Origin of the sequence: Paenibacillus pasadenensis DSM 19293 (assembly GCF_000422485.1) — a bacterium.
Classification (GTDB): Bacteria; Bacillota; Bacilli; order Paenibacillales; family Paenibacillaceae; genus Paenibacillus_O; species Paenibacillus_O pasadenensis.
In genome coordinates this window covers 12,885-31,680 of sequence record NZ_AULW01000051.1, presented here as the reverse complement: position 1 = coordinate 31,680, position 18,796 = coordinate 12,885, and the positions used below count along the sequence as shown (strand labels likewise).

Below are 18,796 nucleotides of genomic sequence, written 5' to 3'. Positions count from 1 at the left end.
TAGCGGGAAAGCTTACTCGTCCGCGCCGGCCGAGGCCGTGGACACTTCCCGATCTTTGCCGCTGCCCGCGACATCCTGCTTATCCGCAGCCGACGCTCCGGTTCCAGTCAGCTCCGCCAGCGATTTGGCCGGATTCATCCAATCCTCGATGAGCGTCTTGCTCTTGGCGACATCCTCTTCGTCGGCAAAGTAATACCAGGCGCCGTTGCTGGCGAGCTTTCCGCCCTCGCCTTTGAGCGTATGCGTATAGATGGAGCGGTTCTTGCCCTGCATCATCGCCTTGGCCATCTCGATCATCTCGCTCGGAGGAATGTCCGTGGCGAAGTTCTCGCCCATGATGCCGACGTACTCCGGAATTTTGGACCAGGAGGACATGCTCGACGCTTCGTCCATGATCGACTCGACGAACGTCTGCTGGCGCTCCGTGCGGCTGACGTCGCCGCCCGCGTCCTCGCGGTAGCGGACGAAGTTGAGCGCGTCCTGGCCCATGTATTTGTCCTGTCCGGCCTTGATCGTGAACTTCTCATGGCCGGGATCCTTGTTGACGATATCCTCCTCGATCGGCAGGGAGATGCCTCCCATGGCGTCGATCAGGTTCTTGAATCCATTGAAGTTGACGGCCGCATAATAATCGACCTCGCTGCCCAGCAGGTTCTCCACCGTATCGATGGCCATCTTGGCTCCGCCGAAGGCGTAGGCATGATTGATCTTGTCCTCGCGGTCCCTGCCGACGAGCTCCGCATACGTATCCCGCGGGATCGACACCATGAGGATCGCGCCTTCCTTCGGCCGGATGACGGTGTACATGATCGTATCCGAACGTCCCTGTTCCGCGTCGCGGGCGTCCACGCCCAGCAGCAGCACCGAGTATGGATCGGCCTGCGTATACTTGATCTGCTCGGCCGCCGGCGGCTTCGGCTTGCTGTCGACGGTCGGCTTGTAGGATTTCTCAAGCTGCTTCTCCACGTCCTTGGCCAGGAAAAGATCAAAGCCCCACAGCGCCAGCGTCGTACGGTTATAATATCCCGCCGCTCCGAGTACGAGCAGCAGCGCCAGGACGGATGCCGTCCATGTCCATGCCTTCCGGGCGCGCGATTTTTTTGGCTTCATCGGAAAAAGTTCCTTTCTATCGGTCGAATAGATTCATTTAGTTTAGCCTAAGTGTAGACGAGTATCCTTAAAAAATAGTTACAAGAAGATTAATGCAGGAAGAGCGTCGCATTGCAGTACCGCCGGGTGAGCGCATGGAAATACGCGGCCTGCACCGAAAAGACGGCGATCAGCAGCATGTTTTCCAGCGTGACGCGCTCCAGCTCGCTCAGCCGCTCGAGGCCGTCGAGATAGGCCTTGGCGGCATCCCGGACCCGAGTCTCCAGCGGGGCCGCCCCGTAGCCGGTCAGAGCAGGCCCGCTGTCGAGAATCTGGTCTCCGTCGGCGTCCATATCCTCAAAAATCGAGGAATAGGCCAGATAGAATTCCAGCGCCCCGAGCAGCGGCCGGCACCGGCCGTCCTCGCCGCAGCCGAAAAGACGTTCGAACAGCTGGCGGATCGACTCGAAATCGAGGCTCGCCTTGAGATCGTCGATGATATAAAGCAGCGCCGCCTGCTCGAGCGAGTATTTTTTGCCGGCCTTGGGCGACTCGAAGAACGGCTTGAAATCCCGCTTCACCCAATTCTGCATGGCCGTGATCGACAAGGACGAATATTCGACCCTTGCGCCGAGCGTCGCCGCTTCCTGCAGCGAGACGCCCTTGATGCCCTGCCCCTTGATCAGCTTCTCCAGCACCGCCGGCCAATCCGTCGAGAGGAAAGCCGGCAGCGCCTTGCCGGAGTCTACCTGATCGCGATGCTCCTTGCGCCATGCGTCCTGAACGATCTGGATCGGGCTCTCCGCCCGGCGTCCGCAGAGCGAGAGCAGCAGCTCCGCCATCTGGCGCCGAGTCAGCATAAAGGCTTCCATGCCGTTTTCCTCCTTCCGTTCCAGGATATCAAGTTCATATGAACCTATCATAAGTCCCCCTCATGCGGCTGTAAAGACTGGCATGAAGGAGAAAAACGCCGATTGAGCCGCTCTCTTCGGCTCCCACAGCCTTATACCGTCAGACAAAGGCTTTGAAACAGTTGATGGACAGGCGATAGGTTCGTTATACTGGTTCAAAAGAACTCATTTCATAGGTAAAGGATGTCGATGATTTAGAATGGACAGTATAGGCTTGAATTTGGCTTTGGTCGCACTGCTGATTTTTCTGACCGCCTTTTTCGTGGCGACGGAGTTCGCCATCATCCGGATACGGCCGAGCCGCGTGAATCAGCTCGTCGTCGAAGGACGCAAAGGCTCGTTGGCCGTGCAGAAAGTAACGAGCAACCTGGACGGATACCTTTCCGCCTGCCAGCTCGGGATCACCATCACCGCTCTCGGACTCGGCTGGCTCGGCGAGCCGACGATGGAGAAGCTGCTGCATCCCATCTTTCACCAATTCCATCTGAACGACAGCCTGGCCGGACTTCTGTCCTTTCTGATCGCGTTTCTGGTCGTCACGTACTTGCACGTCGTCGTCGGCGAGCTCGCGCCAAAGTCGTGGGCCATCCAGAAAGCCGAATTCATCAGCTTCCTCGTGGCGAAGCCGATCATCTGGTTCCACCGCATCCTTTATCCGTTCATCTGGCTGCTCAACGGCTCCGCCAACGCCCTCATCCGCCTGTTCGGCCTGCGCGCCGTCAGCGAGCATGAGAACGCGCACTCCGAGGAAGAGATCCAGATCATCCTCAGCGAGAGCCTGCAGAGCGGCAAGATCAACAATACCGAGTATGGCTATGTGAGCCGCATCTTCGCCTTCGACGAGATGGTCGCCCGCGAGATCATGGTTCCCCGCACCGACATGGTGTGCCTGTACACGAACCACAGCCGCGAGGAGAACCTGGCGGTCATCCAAAAGGAGCAATATACCCGCTTCCCGGTCGCCACCGAGAGCAAGGACAATATTGTCGGCATGATCAACACGAAGCAGCTCTTCCTGACGTATCAGGAGGACAAGGAGTTCAACTTCAAGGATCTGATCCATCCCGTCGTGTCCGTGCCGGAGAGCATCCCGGTCAAGCAGCTGCTCAAGCGCATGCAGCTCGAGCGCGTCCATATCGCCATTTTGGTGGACGAGTACGGCGGCACGTCCGGCCTGATCACGATCGAGGATATCCTCGAGGAGATCGTCGGCGAGATCCGTGACGAGTTCGACGAGGACGAGCGCCGCGAGATCGAGAAGCTTGAGGAGAACTGCTACCTGCTCGACGGCAAGGTCTCGCTCGACGAGCTGGGCCAGCTGTCGGGACACAACTTCGACAACGAGGATACCGATACCGTCGGCGGCTGGCTGTACACCCGCCTCCAGTCGCCCAAGGTCGGCGTGCAGCATGATTATGAGAACCTCACGTTCATCATCCGCGAGGCGACCAAAAACCGCATCCGCAAGATCGAGCTCATCATCCATACCGAGGACGAGATCTCCTCGGCGGAAGCCCAGGCCGCGCAGGCTCAAGCCGAGCTGAACGGAGAGCCTTCCTCCTCTTGATCCCCTATGCACGATTCTCGCCACCACCTGCCGCAGGGCAGGTGGTTTTTTTACGCCCTCGTCCGTCATGCTCATGCTTCGCCTGCACCCAAACGCAAAAAAGCAGCCCTCCCGGAAGTGGAAGAGCTGCTTGCTCGGAACGAGGCCCGCATCGCCGTCGAGGACGACGGATGCCGGTTCGTCTTGACGGCCTAGTTGTCCGTCGTATATGGCAGCAGGGCTACTTGGCGGGAGCGTTTGATCGCAACCGTCAGAGCACGCTGAAATTTCGCGCTTGTGCCCGTCACACGACGTGGCAGAATTTTGCCGCGCTCGCTGATGAACTTGCGAAGCAGATCCGTGTCCTTGTAATCAATATGCTTGATTTTGTTCACGGTGAAGTAGCAGACTTTACGGCGCTTGTTGCGGCCGCCTTTGCGGAACTTGCGCTCTGGGCGCTCGCCGCCGTCTTCTCTTTGCTTGAATCCCATGGTCTATCCGTCCTTTCCTTTAAAATGGCAAATCATCTTCGGAGATGTCGATCGGACGTCCGTCATCCGAGAATGGATCCCGGCTGTTCGAAGAACCACCGCCGCCGCGATTGCCCCCGTAGGAACCTCCGCCTTGGCTTCCGCCGCCCGATTGGCCGCCGCCACCGCCATAGCCTCCGTTGCCGCCGCCGTAATTTCCGCCGCCGCTGTTGCCGCTGCTTCCGCCGCCGCTGTAAGAGCCTTCCTCACGCGGAGCGTTTTCACGGTTTCCGGACTCCAGGAACCGAACGTTGTCGGCAATGATTTCCGTCACGTAGACGCGCTTGCCTTCGTTGTTCTCGTAGTTCCGGACTTGCATCCGTCCTTCGACTGCTGCCAGACGACCTTTGCGCAAGTAATTGGCACAGGTTTCGGCAAGCTGCCTCCAGGTGACGATCGGAATGAAATCGGCCTCGCGCTCGCCGGATTGGCTGTTGAAGGGCCGATCCACCGCCAGCGTGAATTGCGTGACCGCAACTCCCGAAGGGGTATAGCGAAGCTCCGGATCTCGGGTGAGCCTGCCGATCAGAATGACACGGTTCAACATCGATACGCACCTCCCAAGTCAGCTGAGTCTTGGCTTACGCTACGTCTTTGACGATCAGGAAACGGATGACGTCATCCGTGATCTTGATGACGCGGTCCAGCTCGTTGACCACTTCGGACGGACCCGTAAAGTGGACAAGAACATAGATCCCGTCACGGATCTTGTTGATCTCATACGCAAGACGGCGCTTGCCGAGAACGTCGGACTTGGTAACTTCTCCGCCATTCGCGATGATGCCATTGAATTTTTCGACGAGAGCTTGAACTGCTTCTTGCTCCGTCTCCGGACGAATGATGTACATCAATTCGTATTTGCGCACTTTGATTCACCTCCTCTTGGACTAAGCGGCCCTTCTCATCCTTGCGGATGAAAGAGCAAGGAGCGAGGATTAACTCGCATACCAACCTACTATACCAGAACAGCCTGTCCGACGCAAGGCTGACGAAGACTGACGCAAGCCTGACGAGGAATGACGAAGGCTTGACGAAGCCTCGCTGCGCGATCATCCTCGCTGCAGCATGCCGACGATACGGCTGGCGGCATCGCCGGACGCCGCTCGCGTGCTTCCGAGCACTATGCGTGCGAAAAATTCCCGCTGATGATTCGTTTCCGCGCGGCAGACACTAAGCGTCCGGCCTCGAGGGATGCCAGGCAGGCGCCAGGCCCGTACGCTGGGCCTGCGCCTGCCTGGCGCGTCCGCGGCGGCCGAATTCCTAGCTGAAGGTGGAGAAGCGCGACATGGGCGAGCGGACCAAGTTTGTAGCGGGCTTCAAAGCGCCGAACGACGGCTGGTACATGGAGGCGGGAGAGGATTCCTTCCATATGGGCATCTCCCATCCGAAAAAGATCTCCCTCAAGAAAGGCCAGCATTTCCCGAAAAACTCGAACCACAATCGGGTCTGGGTCAAAATGCCGAAGGACTGAGCTGAAGCCGAATTCGGCATGCGGCGCATAATCGCGCCGGTCCCGGCCATACTATCCTCGACGGCGCGACAAGATGAGGGTGTGGTTCCGTTGGCCGTAACAAGCGCAAGGGCACAGACACAGCCAAGCATTCATGTTCACGAACGCAGAGAAGCGAGGGGTTGCGCCAAAGACGATTGTCTTTAAGGCCTTCGCCGCAGCAGGCTCAAAAGTCTTTCGACAGTTGAAGCCGGGCGGCTTTCCGTACGATTCAATGAGGAGTGCAGCTTGATTGATCTTGCAGCCCATTAAGCGCCGTCAGCAAAAGCCCAGCCATCCCGGCTGGGCTTTTGTTTTTCGACCTGCTTGTTCCCTTCCGTATGCAGGCGGCAGGCATGAAAAAAGCGGCTCTCGACGAGAGCCGCTGGCTGTTTGGCTGTGGGTGGCGGAAAGGGTGGGATTCGAACCCACGCACGCCGTGAGACGCCTAGCTGATTTCGAGTCAGCCCCCTTGGGCCACTTGGGTACCTTTCCGCAGCATGATAGATCATATCATGGATCTGGCGATCATGCAAGTCTTTTTCGAGCGGCTAGGAAGAAGCCGTCTCGCCATCCGCATTTTCCCGCTCCGCCGCCGCCCGAAGCACCTTTTTCAGGTTCTTCTCGAATTTCGCCCGCGGAATCAAGACGCTATGCTTGCAGCCGACGCACTTGATCCGGATATCCATGCCCATGCGGATGACTTCCATCTCGTTCGTCCCGCACGGATGGGGCTTCTTCATCTGGACCACATCGCCCAGCTCGAACTGCTTGCGCTCCATACCCGTCACCTCTTCCTCTGCCCGCCGCGCCGACTCCAGTCGCGGCGGCCGCTCCTATCCATCTTACACTTCCCGCCGCTTCTAGGCCAGCGCTTCTTGCGGTCCTTCTCCGCTGCGCAGCAGCAGCTGCAGCTCGCGGTTGATCTGACGGGATACCGTCGCTTCCGTATTCGGCATGCACTCCGCCACGATTCGAAGCTTGTATTCCGCCGTCGTCATCGAGGTGACGCCGAGCAGATCCGGCACCTTGACGAGATTCGGATTATCGATCTTTTCCAGCATGTCGCGGATGCGCTCCGCCGCTGTCTCGATCGGCACATCGTTCGGCACGTCGACGTCGACGACGGCAAGCGAATTGTTGAGCGAATAATTCGTCACCTGCGAGATCGTGCCGTTCGGAATGATATGCACTTCCCCCGTCCACGTCTTCAGCCGCGTCGTCCGCAGTCCGATCAGCTCGACCGTGCCTTTGTACGTACCGGTCTGAATGACGTCGCCGACGGCGAACTGATCCTCCAGCACGATGAAGAAGCCGGTGATGACGTCCTTCACGAGGCTCTGCGCGCCAAAGCCGATCGCCAGGCCAAGCACGCCCGCTCCCGCCAGCAGCGGCGCGACATTGACGCTCAGCATCGACAGCACGAGCATGCCGGTGATGAAGTAGACGACATAGTTGGTTACGTTTTTGAGCAGCCTCCCCATCGTCACGACGCGCCGCGTGCGCTGCTGCACCCGCGTCTCCCGCTCCAGCACCTTGTCGATTCCCTTGCCGACGACGAAGATGATGAGCTGGCCGACGAGCAGGATGAAGGCGACCTTGATGCAGATGATCGTCGCGTTGATCCAGAACTGGCTGTCGAAGTAGCTCGTCATCGCATCCCAGTACGCGCTCGTTTTATTCGCCACCTCTTCCTTCATCCCCTCCAGGTCCGTTGGAAGCGGAGCGACGGACGGCTCCGGGCTGGCGGACGGCCCGGGGCTGGCGGAAGGCGGCGGCGATGCCGCAGGATTCGCCGCTGCCAGCGGCTGATGCAAGAAATTCATCGGATTCGTTCTCCTCTCCATACAGGGCGAAGCGGCTCTCGTCGTCCTCTGGCGGCGAGGCCAGCCTCGTTCCGAGCAAGATACGATCACGGAAGCGATTCGCTTCTCGTTTCTTATCGTTTAAAAAAGCCTCTCCGCATCGGCTGCGGGAAGGCTCGTCTCATTAGACCTTATAACCGCTTGTCCTTCCTCTCAACCGCCTGCCGCCGCCCGGCACCCGAGCGGCAGGCAGGCTTCCATGACGGCCGAACGGACCGCCTGCGCTACACCGGCTCGTAGCCGGTGCCCGTCTCGCGGAAAATGCCGCGGATGTCGACCGTCTGCTCCTGCAGGATCGTCCGGACGCGCTCCAGCTCTTCATCAGGAAAATCGATCGACAGCGCGCAGCCTGCCGTAATCGTCTTCGGCGTCGGCCGGATGTCGATCTCGATATCGGCGTATTCGAGCAGCATCTCGGTACGCAGCGCCTGCTGCGTCGAATCAAAGGCGATCAGCATCGTCGGGACTCCTTTTCGAAGGGACAGGCAAGTATAAATCCCCCGTCTCTACCATATACTATTAGTAGTTCATTTTAGCGGAGGGGAATCTATGAAACGTCCTGCTGCCATGCATGAAGTCCCGCTCAAGGTGCCGCATACCGACCCCGGCGCCTCCCAGCAGCTGGCCAGCCGGCTGCTGCTGCATCTGCTGAACGTGCCGGCGGATCGCCGGATTGCCGTCGTCTGCATCGGCACCGACCGCTCCACCGGCGACGCGCTTGGACCGATCATCGGCTCCCGCCTGGACAAGCTGCGCAGCTCGCAGTTCGAGCTGTACGGCACGCTGGACGAGCCCGTCCATGCGATGAATCTGGAAAGCACCCTCCAGGACATCCATCGTGCCGACTCCAAGCCGTTCATCATCGGCATCGACGCCTGCCTCGGCCAGCTGAGCAGCGTCGGCAGCATCCAGCTCGGCTCGGGCCCGGTGCGTCCCGGCGCAGGCGTCAACAAGGACCTTCCTCCCGTCGGAGACATCCATATGACCGGCATCGTCAATGTCGGCGGCTTCATGGAATATTTCGTCCTGCAGAACACGAGGCTCAACCTCGTCATGCGCATGGCCGAGCTGATGGCCGACACGCTCGCTCTCGCTATCCGCGACTGTCGGCCTTATCCGATGCATGCGGCGACGCAAGAATAATCGCCTGACGCTCCTCCGGAGTCAGCGGATAGGACGAGCCTCCCTGCGCCAGCGGCTTGGCGTACATATAGGTCTCGTCTCGTCCATGCAGTCCGGTCAGCACGACCCCGGAGCCCGCCTCGTCGATGATCGCGACCGAAAAGCTCATGTCGCTGCCCTGATTCGAGAATGCGTTGTAGCGCACGACGCCGACCTTGCCCTTCGTTTGCCGCAGCAGCTCGCCGAACTCGGCCAATTGACGGTCGAACCGACCCAGCCGCTCCTCTTGCTCGTCGAGAGACAGCCGCAGCCCGACGATGACCTCCTCCAGATTGGTTACGCCCGTCTGCCCCATCACCTGCACGTATTGCTTCCGCAGCTTCTTCAGCCTGCGGCCTAGCGCCGCGATCCAGACGACCAGCAGCAGCAGCGCCAGCGCCAGCAGCCCGATCGCAATGCCGTAAAATGGCTCTTCTGTCCACGACTCGATCCAATCATTCATGATTCCAAGTACGCTCCTCATCTTTCCCTACAGGGGATAATGGATCCGGATCTCGCGCAACGCGCGCACGAGCGCGTCGGCTTCGTCCTCCGTCGTGGAGAAGCCGACGCTCGCCCGGACCGCACCGCTTTCTGCCGTGCCTGCGCTTCGATGAGCAAGCGGGGTGCAGTGATAGCCTGCCCGGACCGCGATGCCGTAATGCTGATCGAGGATGAAGCTCAGCTCCGATGCCTCGACGCCTTCCATCGTGAATGCGCAGATGCCGGTCCGAGGCTGCCCGATGTCCGGCCCGAGCAGCCGGACGCCTGCCACTGCGGACAGCCCGTCCATGATCCGGCCGACGAGCTCCGTCTCGCGAGCGTGTATGGCTCGCGTCGTCCGCTCCAGCACGAGGCGGACGCCTGCAGCCAAGCCGGCGCTTCCGGGGGTGTTGGGCGTCCCCGCCTCGTAGCGGTCCGGCCGCACCGTCGGCTGCTCCGCAGCTTCCGATTGGCTGCCGGTGCCCCCATGAAGCAGCGGCAGCGGATCGAGCCTCGGATGGATATAGAGCCCGCCGGTCCCTTGCGGTCCCAGCAGCGCCTTGTGTCCGGGAAAAGCGAGCAGATCGATGCCCATCGCCTCGACATCCAGCTCAAGCACGCCGGCGGACTGGGCCGCGTCGACCAGAAACGGCACGCCGCTGGCACGGGCAATCTCGCCGATATCGGCTACCGGCAAGATCGACCCGAGCAGGTTGGAGCTGTGCGTGGCCACGATCAGCGCCGTTTCCGGCCGCAGGGCTTCCCGTACTCGAGCCGCATCGAGACTGCCGTCCGCAGCCGTCTCGACATAAGTGACGGAGATGCCGATCGCCGCCTTCAGGAACTCCAGCGGCCTGCGCACCGAGTTATGCTCCACCGCCGTAGCTACGACATGATCCCCAGGCTTCAGCAGCCCTTTGATCGCAAGATTGAGTCCCTGTGTCGTATTCGCCGTCAGGGCGATATCGTTCGGATTCGCGATCCGAAACAGCTTGGCTAGGCTCTTTCTCGCCTCGAACAGCACCCTGCCCGATTGCACCGCCATGCGATGGCTTCCTCGCCCTGGATTGGCGGCGCCTTGGCGCATCGCCTCCAGCACGGCCGCTACGACCTCCTCCGGCTTGGGCCAGGAGGTCGCGGCATGATCCAGATAGATCAAGGGCCGATCTGCCGTCATGGTCGCTCGCATCCTTTCCTCGAAGCAGGCCCTCTGGCATCGGCCGGCTCTCATCTGACTTTCTTCCAAAAACAACAATAGCATACCTAAGTTTAATCTCTCGGAAAGCAGATTACAACCAAGGTATGCTCGTTCGACGACTGAAGCGGCGCTTCGGCTTCGAAGCTGTAGAAGCGGGCCTGACCGCGCTCTACAGCTTCAGCAAATCCAGTATCCGCTCCAGATCTTGCTTGTTGTAATAGGCAAGCTCAATCTTGCCTCGCTCGCGCGAAGCCTTGATCTTGACCGATGTTTGGAACCGCTCCCTCAGGTTTTCCTCCAGCGCCTCCAAATACGGATCGCGCTTGACGGCTTTGGCCTTCGGCGCCGGCTCCGGCTGCTTGCGGTCCAGCTCCTGGATCGCCTGCTCCAGCTCGCGCACGCTCCATTCGCTTTCTATCGCCTGCTTGGAAAGCTCCTTGCGCAGCTTGTCTTCCTTGACGCCGACGAGAGCTCGCGCATGGCCCATCGACAATGTTCCACGTGAAACATTTTCCTTGATTTCCGGAGGAAGGGTGAGCAGCCGCAGGAAGTTAGCGATATGCGAGCGCGACTTGCCCACTTTGAGCGAGAGCTCCTCTTGCGTCAGCTCGAACTTGTCCATAATCGCCTGATAGGCCGCTGCAAGATCGATGGCGTTGAGATCCTCCCGCTGCAGGTTCTCGATCAACGCGATCTCCATCGTCTGCTGGTCGGTGAAGCTGCGGATGACCGCCGGAATCGTCTTGAGCCCGCACAGCTGCGAAGCCCGGAATCGTCGTTCGCCTGCGATGATCTCGTAGCCTTTGAGCACGGAACGGACCAAAATCGGCTGAATGACGCCATGCTGGCGGATCGATTCGGCCAGCTCATGGATCGATTCGTCATGGAACGTCAGTCGAGGCTGATACGGATTCGGCCTTAGCTGCTTGAGCTCGATCTCGACGATTTTGTCGTCCTCTTGGATCGAAAGGGAGGGAATGAGCGCATCCAGTCCTCTACCTAGCCGCTTGCTCATATTGAATCACTTCCTTCGCCAGTTCGAGATAAACTTCGGCGCCTTTGGAGCGGGGATCATAAGTGATGATGGCCTGACCATGGGACGGCGCCTCGCTCAGCCGCACGTTACGCGGAATGATCGTCTGGTACACCTTCTGCTGGAAGTATTTTTTCACTTCCTCGATCACCTGGATGCCCAGGTTCGTGCGCGCATCGAACATCGTGAGCAGCACGCCCTCGATCTGCAGCGACGTATTGAGATGCTTCTGCACGAGCCGCACCGTATTGAGCAGCTGGCTCAGCCCCTCCAGCGCGTAATACTCGCATTGAATCGGGATGATGACCGAGTCGGCAGCCGTCAGCGAGTTGATCGTCAGGATGCCGAGCGACGGCGGGCAATCGATCAGCACGTAATCGTATTCGTTGCGCAGCTGGGAAAGCGACTTCTTCAGCCGCACTTCCCTCGAAATCGTCGGAACAAGCTCGATTTCGGCTCCAGCCAGCTGGATGGTGGCCGGAATGATGCTCAGATTCGGCACCGCCGTCGGCGCTACCGCCTCATGAGGATCGACTTCGTTGATCAAGACGTCGTAAATGCTGTTTTCCACGTCGGCTTTGCTGATGCCGACACCGCTGGTCGTATTGCCCTGGGGGTCGATGTCGACCAGCAGCACCCGCTTCCCGAGAGAAGCGAGGCAGGCCCCCAGATTGACGGAAGTGGTCGTTTTTCCGACCCCGCCCTTCTGGTTCGTTATGGCGATTATTTTGGACAACCTTGTCACCTCAATATTCCAAATCTTCGGACCTGCATCCCGTCGGAGTCGATCCGGCGGATAGCGCTTGCATAGGAAAAGCAGAGCTTGGATGATAAAAAAAAGCGGCTGCTGCCGCTTTATGCGCTCCCAGGACGTCGGCGGCATCGTTCGGGCATCGGAGAGTCGATCATGGTGTCGGTAGCCGCAGGACGCCGCGCATCCATCGCAGGGATTGAAGCCAGTATAAAGGAATCCGCCGGAATTGGGAACCGCTCCCGGGCGGCGATATCAGCGTTTGGGAATTTGGATGACGATTTCGTAGTGATCTTCGAAGTCCTTTTCGTCGGTCTTGATCTGCAGCCCGGAGCCGGACACCATATCGATCGATTGGCGGATCGTATTCAGAGCGAGGCGGACATCCTTTGTAAAGGAGATGCGCTTCGCTTTTTTGGCCTTGGTCGCTTCTTTGTAAAAGGCGACCCTCGCCTCTGTCTGCTTGACGTTCAGCTCCTTGCTGAGTACGTCGTCGAGCACTTTCTGCTGCAGCTCCTCGGAATCGAGAGCGAGCAGCGAGCGGGCGTGCCGCTCCGTAATCTTGCGGTCGGTAAGCGCCGACTTGACCGGATCGCTTAGACCGAGCAGACGGATTTTGTTGGCGATCGTCGACTGGCTCTTGCCGAGCCGCTGCGCCAGACTTTCCTGCGTCAGGCTGTGCAGGTCGATCAGCTTCTGGTACGCGACTGCTTCCTCGATCGCGCTCAGTCCTTCGCGCTGCAAATTCTCGATCAGCGCGATCGAGGCCGCCTGCGAGTCGTTGAAGTCGCGTACGATCGCCGGAATCGTCTCCAGGCCGAGCTTGCTGACCGCACGCCAACGCCGCTCTCCAGCGATGATCTCGTAGCGGCCATCCCGAATCCGGACAACGATCGGCTGGATGACGCCATGCGTGCGGATCGTCTGGCTGAGCTCCTCGATCCGGTCGTCGTCAAAAATCGTTCTCGGCTGATACGGACTCGTATCGATGCTGCCGACGGGAATCTGCTTCACTTCATCTTGAACAGCTTTCGGGTCGGACAGCCCGAACAGCCGGGAAAATTGTTCCTTCATCATTCTACAACCACCCGAATTCAATGTGCCAATGTCCTTGCTGTAGGATCCGTGTGCGTCTGCCCCGCCCCGCCGACATTGTGCTTCCGCAGCTTCGCGTCGCGGCGGCGGAGGCGAGCCGGTCGCGGCTCTGGTTCATGCAGCACGGGCAGGTCGGTATGCGGTTCCCGCAATGATCGGCCGAATAAGGTCGCGTCGCGTCGCTTCCGCCGGACGGGCAGCCGCGTCGACGCTCCTGACGGAGGACGACAATCCCTTTCCCTACTTCCAATTCGTTGAAGGCTCGGAAATTTCCTGCTGGATTTCGCGCTTGCACGAAGTTTTCACCGGATGGATACAAAATGTTCCACGTGAAACATCGTCATCCGCGCCGTTTGAGCAGCGGCTGCTTCAGCGGAACGCCCGCCTTGCGGGGATACGCTTTTGGCGTGGCATCCGTCTTGGCGATCAGGATGATCGCCCGCTCCGATTGCTCCTCCGGCAGCCGCAGCGTCTCGACGCGATCTACACGGCCGCGAAGCTCGCGGATCGCATGCTTGGCCTCCTCGAGCTCCTCCTGCGGGTCGGCTCCCTTCATCGCCGCGAACAGTCCGCCCTTGCGGGCGAACGGCAAGCACAGCTCGCTAAGGCCGGCCATACGGGCGACAGCGCGCGCCGTCACGATCGCATAGCGGTCGCGATGCTCCGGCAGGCGTCCGATATCCTCGGCTCGGCCGTGGACGCATTGCACGTCCTCCAGTCCGAGCTGCTCGCATACATGCTGGAGGAACGAGATCCGCTTGGCCAGCGAATCGACGATCGTCACCTGCAGCTGCGGGAAGCAGATTTTGAGGGGCAGGCTCGGGAAGCCCGCCCCCGAACCGATATCGGCGAGCCGGTCCGCGGATGACAGGTCGGCATAAAAGGCGAGCGTGACGGAATCGTAGAAATGCTTCTCGAACACCGCCGCGCGCTCCGTGATTCCGGTCAGGTTCATCCTTTCGTTCCAGTCAACGAGCAGCTCGTAGTAGCGTTGGAACTGCTCCAGCTGACGGGGCGCAAGCGGAATTCCCCGCTCCAGCAGCCGGGCGGAGAACGCATCGATCACCTTGTCCATGCGTTATGCCCTCGCCGCGCCGGCGCGGTTGAACTGCTCGAGATGCACGAGCAAGATGGATATGTCGGCCGGCGTCACGCCCGCGATGCGGGAAGCCTGTCCGATATTCAGCGGACGGATGGCGGCGAGCTTCTGCTTCGCTTCCGATGCGAGGCCATGCACGGCGCTGTAGTCGATGCCTTCCGGAAGCTTCTTCTTCTCCATCTTGCCGAGCCGCTCTACCTGAGCGAGTTGCTTCTCGATATAGCCGGCATACTTCACCTGGATCTCGACCTGCTCCTTCATGTCCTCGCTCAGCTCGTACGGCGCGGGAGCGAACGGTTCCAGATGGGCGTAGGAAAGCTCGGGACGGCGCAGCAGCGTAAGCGCGTCGGTCGTGGACTGAAGCGGAGCGGAGCCGGCTGCCTGCAGCATCGCCTCAGCCTCCTCCGGACGGATCTTGATCGTCTTCAGGCGGGCAAGCTCTTCCTCGACGCGGGCTTTCTTCTCCAGAAACTTGGCGTACCGCTCTTCGCTGATCAGGCCGATCTCGCGGCCGATCGGGGTCAGGCGCAGATCCGCGTTGTCATGACGGAGCAGCAGCCGATACTCGGCGCGGGAGGTGAGCAGGCGATACGGCTCGTTCGTGCCCTTGGTCACCAGATCGTCGATGAGCACGCCGATATAGCCTTGCGAGCGCTCGATGATGACCGGCTCCTTGCCTAACGCCTTGCGGGCGGCATTGATGCCGGCGATGACGCCTTGTCCGGCCGCCTCCTCGTAGCCGGACGTGCCGTTGATCTGGCCGGCGGTGAACAAGCCCGGCAGCACCTTCGTCTCCAGCGACGGCCACAGCTGGGTCGGCACGACCGCGTCATACTCGATCGCATAGCCGGTGCGCATCATCTCGACCTTTTCCAGGCCGGGAATCGAGCGCAGGATGCCGAGCTGCACGTCCTCCGGCATGCTCGTGGACAGGCCCTGCACATAATACTCCGACGTATTCATGCCTTCCGGCTCGAGGAAGATCTGATGCTTCGGCTTGTCGGCGAACCGCACGATCTTATCCTCGATCGACGGGCAATAGCGCGGTCCCGTGCCCTCGATGACGCCCGAGAACATCGGCGCGCGATGAAGATTCTCGTTGATGATGCGATGCGTGTCCTCCGACGTGTACGTCAGCCAGCACGGCAGCTGCTCGTTGTCCGCATATTCCGTCTCGAACGAGAAGAACTTCGGCTTCTCGTCGCCCGGCTGGATCTCCATCTTGCCGAAGTCGATGCTGTCCTTATGGACGCGCGGCGGCGTGCCCGTCTTGAAGCGCACCAGCTCGAAGCCGTTCTCCTTGAGCGACTGGGACAGCCGCACAGACGGCTGCTGGTTGTTCGGACCGCTCTCGTAGATCAGCTCGCCCATAATGACCTTGCCCCGCAAATACGTGCCGGTCGTCACGACGACGGTTTTGGCGCGATACACGGCGCCGGTCTTGGTGATGACGCCGACGCAGGCGCCGTCCTCGACGATCAGCTCCTCCGCCATGCCTTGGCGCAGCGTCAGATGCGGCGTCTCCTCGATCGTTTTCTTCATCGTATGCTGATAGAGGAATTTGTCCGCCTGCGCGCGCAGCGCATGCACGGCCGGGCCTTTCCCCGTATTGAGCATCCTCATTTGGATGTACGTCTTGTCGATGTTCCGTCCCATCTCGCCGCCGAGCGCGTCGATCTCGCGGACGACATGACCCTTGGCCGGTCCCCCGATGGACGGGTTGCACGGCATGAACGCCACCATGTCGAGATTGATTGTGAGCAGCAGCGTCTCGCAGCCCATCCGGGCCGCCGCCAGCGCCGCCTCGCAGCCTGCGTGGCCGGCGCCGATGACGAGGACGTCGTACTGTCCTGCCTCGTAATTCATTTTGGATTGCCTCCTGGTCGGAATCGGCCGCTTTTCAGCCCGCCTCTCCCTCTTTTATGAAAATAGGGTTTCAAACCCAGCATCCGACGGCATTCGCTAGCCTGAATTGCCCTCTGCCGTCGCCATGCTGTCCATTGCCGGCGAATCTTCTCGATTGATCCGGCCTTCCTTTATCGTTATTCACATGTGGATAATCTATTTGCCCAAGCAGAATTGCGAAAAGATCTGGTCGATCAGCGAGTCGGCCGCCGTATCTCCGACGATTTCGCCCAGCAGCTCCCACGCCGCCCGTACGTCCAGCTGGACCATGTCGATCGGAATGCCCGCCTCGGTGGCGCTCACCGCATCGCGCAGCGCATCCGTCGCCCGGTGCAGCAGCGAGATATGGCGCGCATTGCTGACGTACGTCAAATCGGCGCTTTCCAGCTGGCCCTCGAAGAAGAGCTCCCGGATCGCCTGCTCCAGATCGTCGAGCCCCTGCTCCTGCAGCACCGACATCGGCACGATCCGGCTGTCCGGCAGCGCCTCGCGGACCTCGGCCAGCTCGAGCCGCTCCGGCAGATCCGTCTTGTTCACGATGACGATCACCTGTCGGCCAGTCAGCTTGCCGAGTAGCTCGCGCTCGTCCTCGTGCAGCGGCTCGTTATGGCTGAGCACGAGCAGCAGCAGCTCCGCCTCCGCGACCGCCGAGCGGGAACGCTCGACGCCGATCCGCTCCACGACGTCCGTCGTCTCCCGGATGCCAGCCGTATCAAGCAGCCGCAGCGGAATGCCCGACAAGGTCACGTATTCCTCGATCACGTCGCGGGTCGTACCCGGTATGTCCGTCACGATCGCCTTGCTTTCCTGCACGAGCGCGTTCAGCAGCGAGGACTTGCCGACGTTCGGACGGCCGACGATCGCCGTCGTGATGCCCTCGCGCAAAATCTTGCCTTCGGCCGCCGTCCGCAGCAGCCGCTCGATCGAATCCAGCGCGGCGCCGCAGCTGTCTCGGATGTACCGGCTCGTCATCTCCTCGACATCATGCTCCGGATAATCGATGTTCACCTCGATATGGGCGAGCAGCTCGATCAGGCTGTGCCGCAGCGCGTGGATCCGCTTGGACAGCGTGCCCTCGGCCTGCTTGAGCGCGACCGTATAGGAGCGGTCCGACTTCGAGCGGATCAGGTCGATGACGGCCTCCGCCTGCGCGAGGTCGATGCGGCCGTTCAGAAACGCCCGCTTCGTGAACTCGCCCGGCTCGGCGACGCGCAGGCCCGGCTGCCGCAGGACGAGCTCAAGCACCTTGCGGACGGCGATGAGGCCGCCATGCGCGCCGATCTCGACGACATCCTCCGCCGTGAAGGAGCGCGGACCTTTCATGACCGTCACGAGCACCTCCTCGATCACCTCGCCGCTGGCGGGATCGACGATATGCCCGTACGTCACCGTATGCGACGGAGCTTCGGCCAGCGGCTGTTTGGACCGCAGCACGCCGCCTACGCTCGCGATCGCCTGCGGACCGCTGACGCGGATGACGGAGATGCCGCCTTCGCCGAGTGCCGTCGCGATGGCCGCGATCGTATCTTGAGTCATCATGATGCTGACATTCACCTCGTTTGATCGGTCCGGCGGAGGCCCGAGGGTCGGAGCTCAGCCGCAGGCCGGATGATGGCAAAAAAGCAATGACTGTAAGAGCCATTGCCGCCAAATCGATTCTTTATGCATGGAGAGCCGGCCGGCCTCTCCTCCTTATTTGTTCTTGGAGGATACGGCAGCCTTGCCCTTGCCTTTGTTTTTCTTTTGGCTGCCCTTGCCCTGGTTCTGGCCGCCGTCTTCTTTCTTCGGCTCCTTCTTGTCCGCGTTGCGGACGTACAGGAAATAGTTCTGCACGATCGTGTAGATGTTCGTGTAGATCCAGTAAAGCGGCAGCGCCGACGGGAAGTTCCAGGCCATGACGAGGATCAGGATCGGGAAGATCATCATGATCGTATTCATCATCTGCATCTGCGGGTTGTCCGGCTGGGACTTCTGCATCATCTTGGTCTGCACGTAAGTCGTGATCGCCGCGATGATCGGCAGGATATGCCAATGGTCCGGCTCGCCGAGCTGCAGCCACAGGAATTCATGCGTCTTGATGTCGCTGTTATAGTAGATGGAATTGTAGAGCGCGATGAAGATCGGCATCTGGATGAGCAGAGGCAGGCAGCCCGCCATCGGGTTGACCTTGTTCTGCTGGAACAGCTTCATCGTCTCTTCCTGCTGCTTTTGCGGGTTGTCCGCGAATTTTTTGCGGATTTCCTGGAGCTCGGGCTGGATCGCCTGCATCGCCTTGGAGCTGCGGTACTGCTTAAGCGTGAGCGGCAGGATCAGCGTGCGGACGATGATGACCATCAGCAGGATCGCGAAGCCGTATTGGCCGCCGAACCAGTCTGCGAACGTATCCAGCGAGTAGGAGAAGTAGTAGACGACGTTGCGCTCCCACCAGTTGCCGTTCGCCTTCAGATCCTCGGTCGTCGTCGCATGATCCGTATTCGGCATGCATCCAGAGAGGAGCGCCACCAACGTAATCAGGGAGACTAGGACGAGCCATTTGCGTTTTGAAGCCAAGCGCGAAAAAAACATGTAAATCTCCTCTCTGACAGCCTGTCGCGATTCAACCTAAACTATACCATACAAAAAGGGGCAAAGAAACAAGCCC

General features: G+C 60.2%; 20 protein-coding genes and 1 tRNA gene. 3 read left to right on the top strand and 18 right to left on the bottom strand.

What is annotated here, in order from left to right:
- Window positions 1–12: 12 nt before the first annotated feature.
- Window positions 13–1,110: an LCP family protein gene (locus H582_RS26445; protein ID WP_084136792.1), complete on the bottom strand. Its 1,098-nt coding sequence runs from the start codon at window positions 1,108–1,110 to the stop codon at window positions 13–15.
- Window positions 1,111–1,199: 89 nt separating this feature from the next.
- Window positions 1,200–1,961, bottom strand: coding sequence for a DUF1836 domain-containing protein (locus tag H582_RS0107320; protein ID WP_028598022.1), 762 nt, complete (start codon window positions 1,959–1,961; stop codon window positions 1,200–1,202).
- A gap of 238 nt (window positions 1,962–2,199) precedes the next feature.
- On the opposite strand from H582_RS0107320, the gene H582_RS26440 reads away from it, so the two are divergent.
- On the top strand, window positions 2,200–3,567 hold the full coding sequence (locus H582_RS26440) for a hemolysin family protein (RefSeq protein WP_052333045.1): 1,368 nt from the start codon (window positions 2,200–2,202) through the stop codon (window positions 3,565–3,567).
- Between the two features lie 191 nt (window positions 3,568–3,758).
- Here H582_RS26440 and rpsR read toward each other — a convergent pair whose 3' ends face one another.
- Genes rpsR through rpsF form a run of 3 tightly spaced genes read right to left on the bottom strand, consistent with a single transcriptional unit; the run spans window position 3,759 to window position 4,942 of the window.
- Complete coding sequence (gene rpsR, locus H582_RS0107305; RefSeq protein ID WP_028598020.1) at window positions 3,759–4,037, bottom strand: 30S ribosomal protein S18; 279 nt, start codon at window positions 4,035–4,037, stop codon at window positions 3,759–3,761.
- Window positions 4,038–4,056: 19 nt separating this feature from the next.
- The gene (locus H582_RS0107300) at window positions 4,057–4,623 is read right to left on the bottom strand and encodes a single-stranded DNA-binding protein (RefSeq protein ID WP_028598019.1); all 567 of its coding nucleotides are present in this window, start codon (window positions 4,621–4,623) and stop codon (window positions 4,057–4,059) included.
- Window positions 4,624–4,657: 34 nt separating this feature from the next.
- Window positions 4,658–4,942: a 30S ribosomal protein S6 gene (rpsF, locus tag H582_RS0107295; protein ID WP_028598018.1), complete on the bottom strand. Its 285-nt coding sequence runs from the start codon at window positions 4,940–4,942 to the stop codon at window positions 4,658–4,660.
- Between the two features lie 419 nt (window positions 4,943–5,361).
- Between rpsF and H582_RS0107290 the strand changes: the two genes are divergently transcribed.
- Window positions 5,362–5,547 (top strand): YjzC family protein, encoded by a 186-nt coding sequence (locus H582_RS0107290; RefSeq protein ID WP_028598017.1) that lies wholly within the window; start codon window positions 5,362–5,364, stop codon window positions 5,545–5,547.
- A 422-nt stretch (window positions 5,548–5,969) separates the two neighbouring features.
- Here the strand turns inward: H582_RS0107290 and H582_RS0107285 are convergent.
- The 4 genes from H582_RS0107285 to H582_RS0107270 form a co-directional block, all read right to left on the bottom strand.
- A tRNA-Ser gene (locus tag H582_RS0107285) sits at window positions 5,970–6,060 on the bottom strand.
- Between the two features lie 56 nt (window positions 6,061–6,116).
- A complete protein-coding gene (locus H582_RS0107280) occupies window positions 6,117–6,347 on the bottom strand; it encodes a DUF951 domain-containing protein (protein WP_028598016.1) in 231 nt (76 codons plus the stop codon).
- A gap of 81 nt (window positions 6,348–6,428) precedes the next feature.
- Entirely contained in the window at window positions 6,429–7,391 is a 963-nt protein-coding gene (locus H582_RS26435) for a mechanosensitive ion channel family protein (RefSeq protein WP_052333044.1), read from the bottom strand.
- A gap of 263 nt (window positions 7,392–7,654) precedes the next feature.
- The gene (locus tag H582_RS0107270; RefSeq protein WP_028598015.1) at window positions 7,655–7,888 is read right to left on the bottom strand and encodes a putative Se/S carrier protein; all 234 of its coding nucleotides are present in this window, start codon (window positions 7,886–7,888) and stop codon (window positions 7,655–7,657) included.
- 91 nt (window positions 7,889–7,979) lie between these two features.
- Here H582_RS0107270 and yyaC point away from each other — a divergent pair, with 91 nt between their 5' ends.
- Complete coding sequence (gene yyaC / locus H582_RS0107265) at window positions 7,980–8,573, top strand: spore protease YyaC (protein ID WP_028598014.1); 594 nt, start codon at window positions 7,980–7,982, stop codon at window positions 8,571–8,573.
- Here yyaC and H582_RS0107260 read toward each other — a convergent pair.
- From H582_RS0107260 to H582_RS0107220, 9 genes are all read right to left on the bottom strand, one after another.
- Entirely contained in the window at window positions 8,524–9,054 is a 531-nt protein-coding gene (locus H582_RS0107260; protein ID WP_240478965.1) for a DUF4446 family protein, read from the bottom strand. The two genes, yyaC and H582_RS0107260, sit on opposite strands and share 50 nt — an antisense overlap.
- Window positions 9,055–9,081: 27 nt before the next feature.
- A complete protein-coding gene (locus tag H582_RS0107255) occupies window positions 9,082–10,251 on the bottom strand; it encodes an aminotransferase class V-fold PLP-dependent enzyme (RefSeq protein WP_028598012.1) in 1,170 nt (389 codons plus the stop codon).
- Between the two features lie 190 nt (window positions 10,252–10,441).
- Complete coding sequence (locus H582_RS0107250; RefSeq protein ID WP_028598011.1) at window positions 10,442–11,287, bottom strand: ParB/RepB/Spo0J family partition protein; 846 nt, start codon at window positions 11,285–11,287, stop codon at window positions 10,442–10,444.
- Window positions 11,268–12,041 (bottom strand): ParA family protein, encoded by a 774-nt coding sequence (locus tag H582_RS0107245; RefSeq protein ID WP_028598010.1) that lies wholly within the window; start codon window positions 12,039–12,041, stop codon window positions 11,268–11,270. Before H582_RS0107245 ends, H582_RS0107250 begins: the two co-directional genes overlap by 20 nt.
- Before the next feature lie 270 nt (window positions 12,042–12,311).
- Window positions 12,312–13,130 carry a nucleoid occlusion protein gene (gene noc / locus H582_RS0107240; protein WP_028598009.1) on the bottom strand — a complete coding sequence of 273 codons (819 nt, stop codon included), beginning with the start codon at window positions 13,128–13,130 and terminating at the stop codon, window positions 12,312–12,314.
- Window positions 13,131–13,491: 361 nt separating this feature from the next.
- Window positions 13,492–14,226, bottom strand: a complete 735-nt coding sequence (gene rsmG, locus H582_RS0107235; RefSeq protein ID WP_028598008.1) for a 16S rRNA (guanine(527)-N(7))-methyltransferase RsmG — start codon at window positions 14,224–14,226, stop codon at window positions 13,492–13,494.
- A 3-nt stretch (window positions 14,227–14,229) separates the two neighbouring features.
- Window positions 14,230–16,116: a tRNA uridine-5-carboxymethylaminomethyl(34) synthesis enzyme MnmG gene (mnmG, locus tag H582_RS0107230; protein ID WP_028598007.1), complete on the bottom strand. Its 1,887-nt coding sequence runs from the start codon at window positions 16,114–16,116 to the stop codon at window positions 14,230–14,232.
- A 195-nt stretch (window positions 16,117–16,311) separates the two neighbouring features.
- Window positions 16,312–17,691, bottom strand: a complete 1,380-nt coding sequence (mnmE, locus tag H582_RS0107225) for a tRNA uridine-5-carboxymethylaminomethyl(34) synthesis GTPase MnmE (protein WP_028598006.1) — start codon at window positions 17,689–17,691, stop codon at window positions 16,312–16,314.
- 156 nt (window positions 17,692–17,847) lie between these two features.
- Window positions 17,848–18,720: a YidC/Oxa1 family membrane protein insertase gene (locus H582_RS0107220; protein ID WP_043111057.1), complete on the bottom strand. Its 873-nt coding sequence runs from the start codon at window positions 18,718–18,720 to the stop codon at window positions 17,848–17,850.
- Between the last annotated feature and the right edge of the window lie 76 nt (window positions 18,721–18,796).

Excerpts from the sequence above, each read along its gene's own strand:
- H582_RS26445 (WP_084136792.1), bottom strand. The coding sequence starts at position 1,110 with ATGAAGCCAAAAAAATCGCGCGCCCGGAAGGCATGGACATGGACGGCA.
- H582_RS0107320 (WP_028598022.1), bottom strand. The coding sequence starts at position 1,961 with ATGGAAGCCTTTATGCTGACTCGGCGCCAGATGGCGGAGCTGCTGCTC.
- H582_RS26440 (WP_052333045.1), top strand. The coding sequence starts at position 2,200 with ATGGACAGTATAGGCTTGAATTTGGCTTTGGTCGCACTGCTGATTTTT.
- rpsR (WP_028598020.1), bottom strand. The coding sequence starts at position 4,037 with ATGGGATTCAAGCAAAGAGAAGACGGCGGCGAGCGCCCAGAGCGCAAG.
- H582_RS0107300 (WP_028598019.1), bottom strand. The coding sequence starts at position 4,623 with ATGTTGAACCGTGTCATTCTGATCGGCAGGCTCACCCGAGATCCGGAG.
- H582_RS0107290 (WP_028598017.1), top strand. The coding sequence starts at position 5,362 with ATGGGCGAGCGGACCAAGTTTGTAGCGGGCTTCAAAGCGCCGAACGAC.
- H582_RS0107280 (WP_028598016.1), bottom strand. The coding sequence starts at position 6,347 with ATGGAGCGCAAGCAGTTCGAGCTGGGCGATGTGGTCCAGATGAAGAAG.
- H582_RS26435 (WP_052333044.1), bottom strand. The coding sequence starts at position 7,391 with ATGAATTTCTTGCATCAGCCGCTGGCAGCGGCGAATCCTGCGGCATCG.
- H582_RS0107270 (WP_028598015.1), bottom strand. The coding sequence starts at position 7,888 with ATGCTGATCGCCTTTGATTCGACGCAGCAGGCGCTGCGTACCGAGATG.
- yyaC (WP_028598014.1), top strand. The coding sequence starts at position 7,980 with ATGAAACGTCCTGCTGCCATGCATGAAGTCCCGCTCAAGGTGCCGCAT.
- H582_RS0107260 (WP_240478965.1), bottom strand. The coding sequence starts at position 9,054 with ATGAATGATTGGATCGAGTCGTGGACAGAAGAGCCATTTTACGGCATT.
- H582_RS0107255 (WP_028598012.1), bottom strand. The coding sequence starts at position 10,251 with ATGACGGCAGATCGGCCCTTGATCTATCTGGATCATGCCGCGACCTCC.
- H582_RS0107250 (WP_028598011.1), bottom strand. The coding sequence starts at position 11,287 with ATGAGCAAGCGGCTAGGTAGAGGACTGGATGCGCTCATTCCCTCCCTT.
- noc (WP_028598009.1), bottom strand. The coding sequence starts at position 13,130 with ATGAAGGAACAATTTTCCCGGCTGTTCGGGCTGTCCGACCCGAAAGCT.
- rsmG (WP_028598008.1), bottom strand. The coding sequence starts at position 14,226 with ATGGACAAGGTGATCGATGCGTTCTCCGCCCGGCTGCTGGAGCGGGGA.
- mnmG (WP_028598007.1), bottom strand. The coding sequence starts at position 16,116 with ATGAATTACGAGGCAGGACAGTACGACGTCCTCGTCATCGGCGCCGGC.
- mnmE (WP_028598006.1), bottom strand. The coding sequence starts at position 17,691 with ATGACTCAAGATACGATCGCGGCCATCGCGACGGCACTCGGCGAAGGC.
- H582_RS0107220 (WP_043111057.1), bottom strand. The coding sequence starts at position 18,720 with ATGTTTTTTTCGCGCTTGGCTTCAAAACGCAAATGGCTCGTCCTAGTC.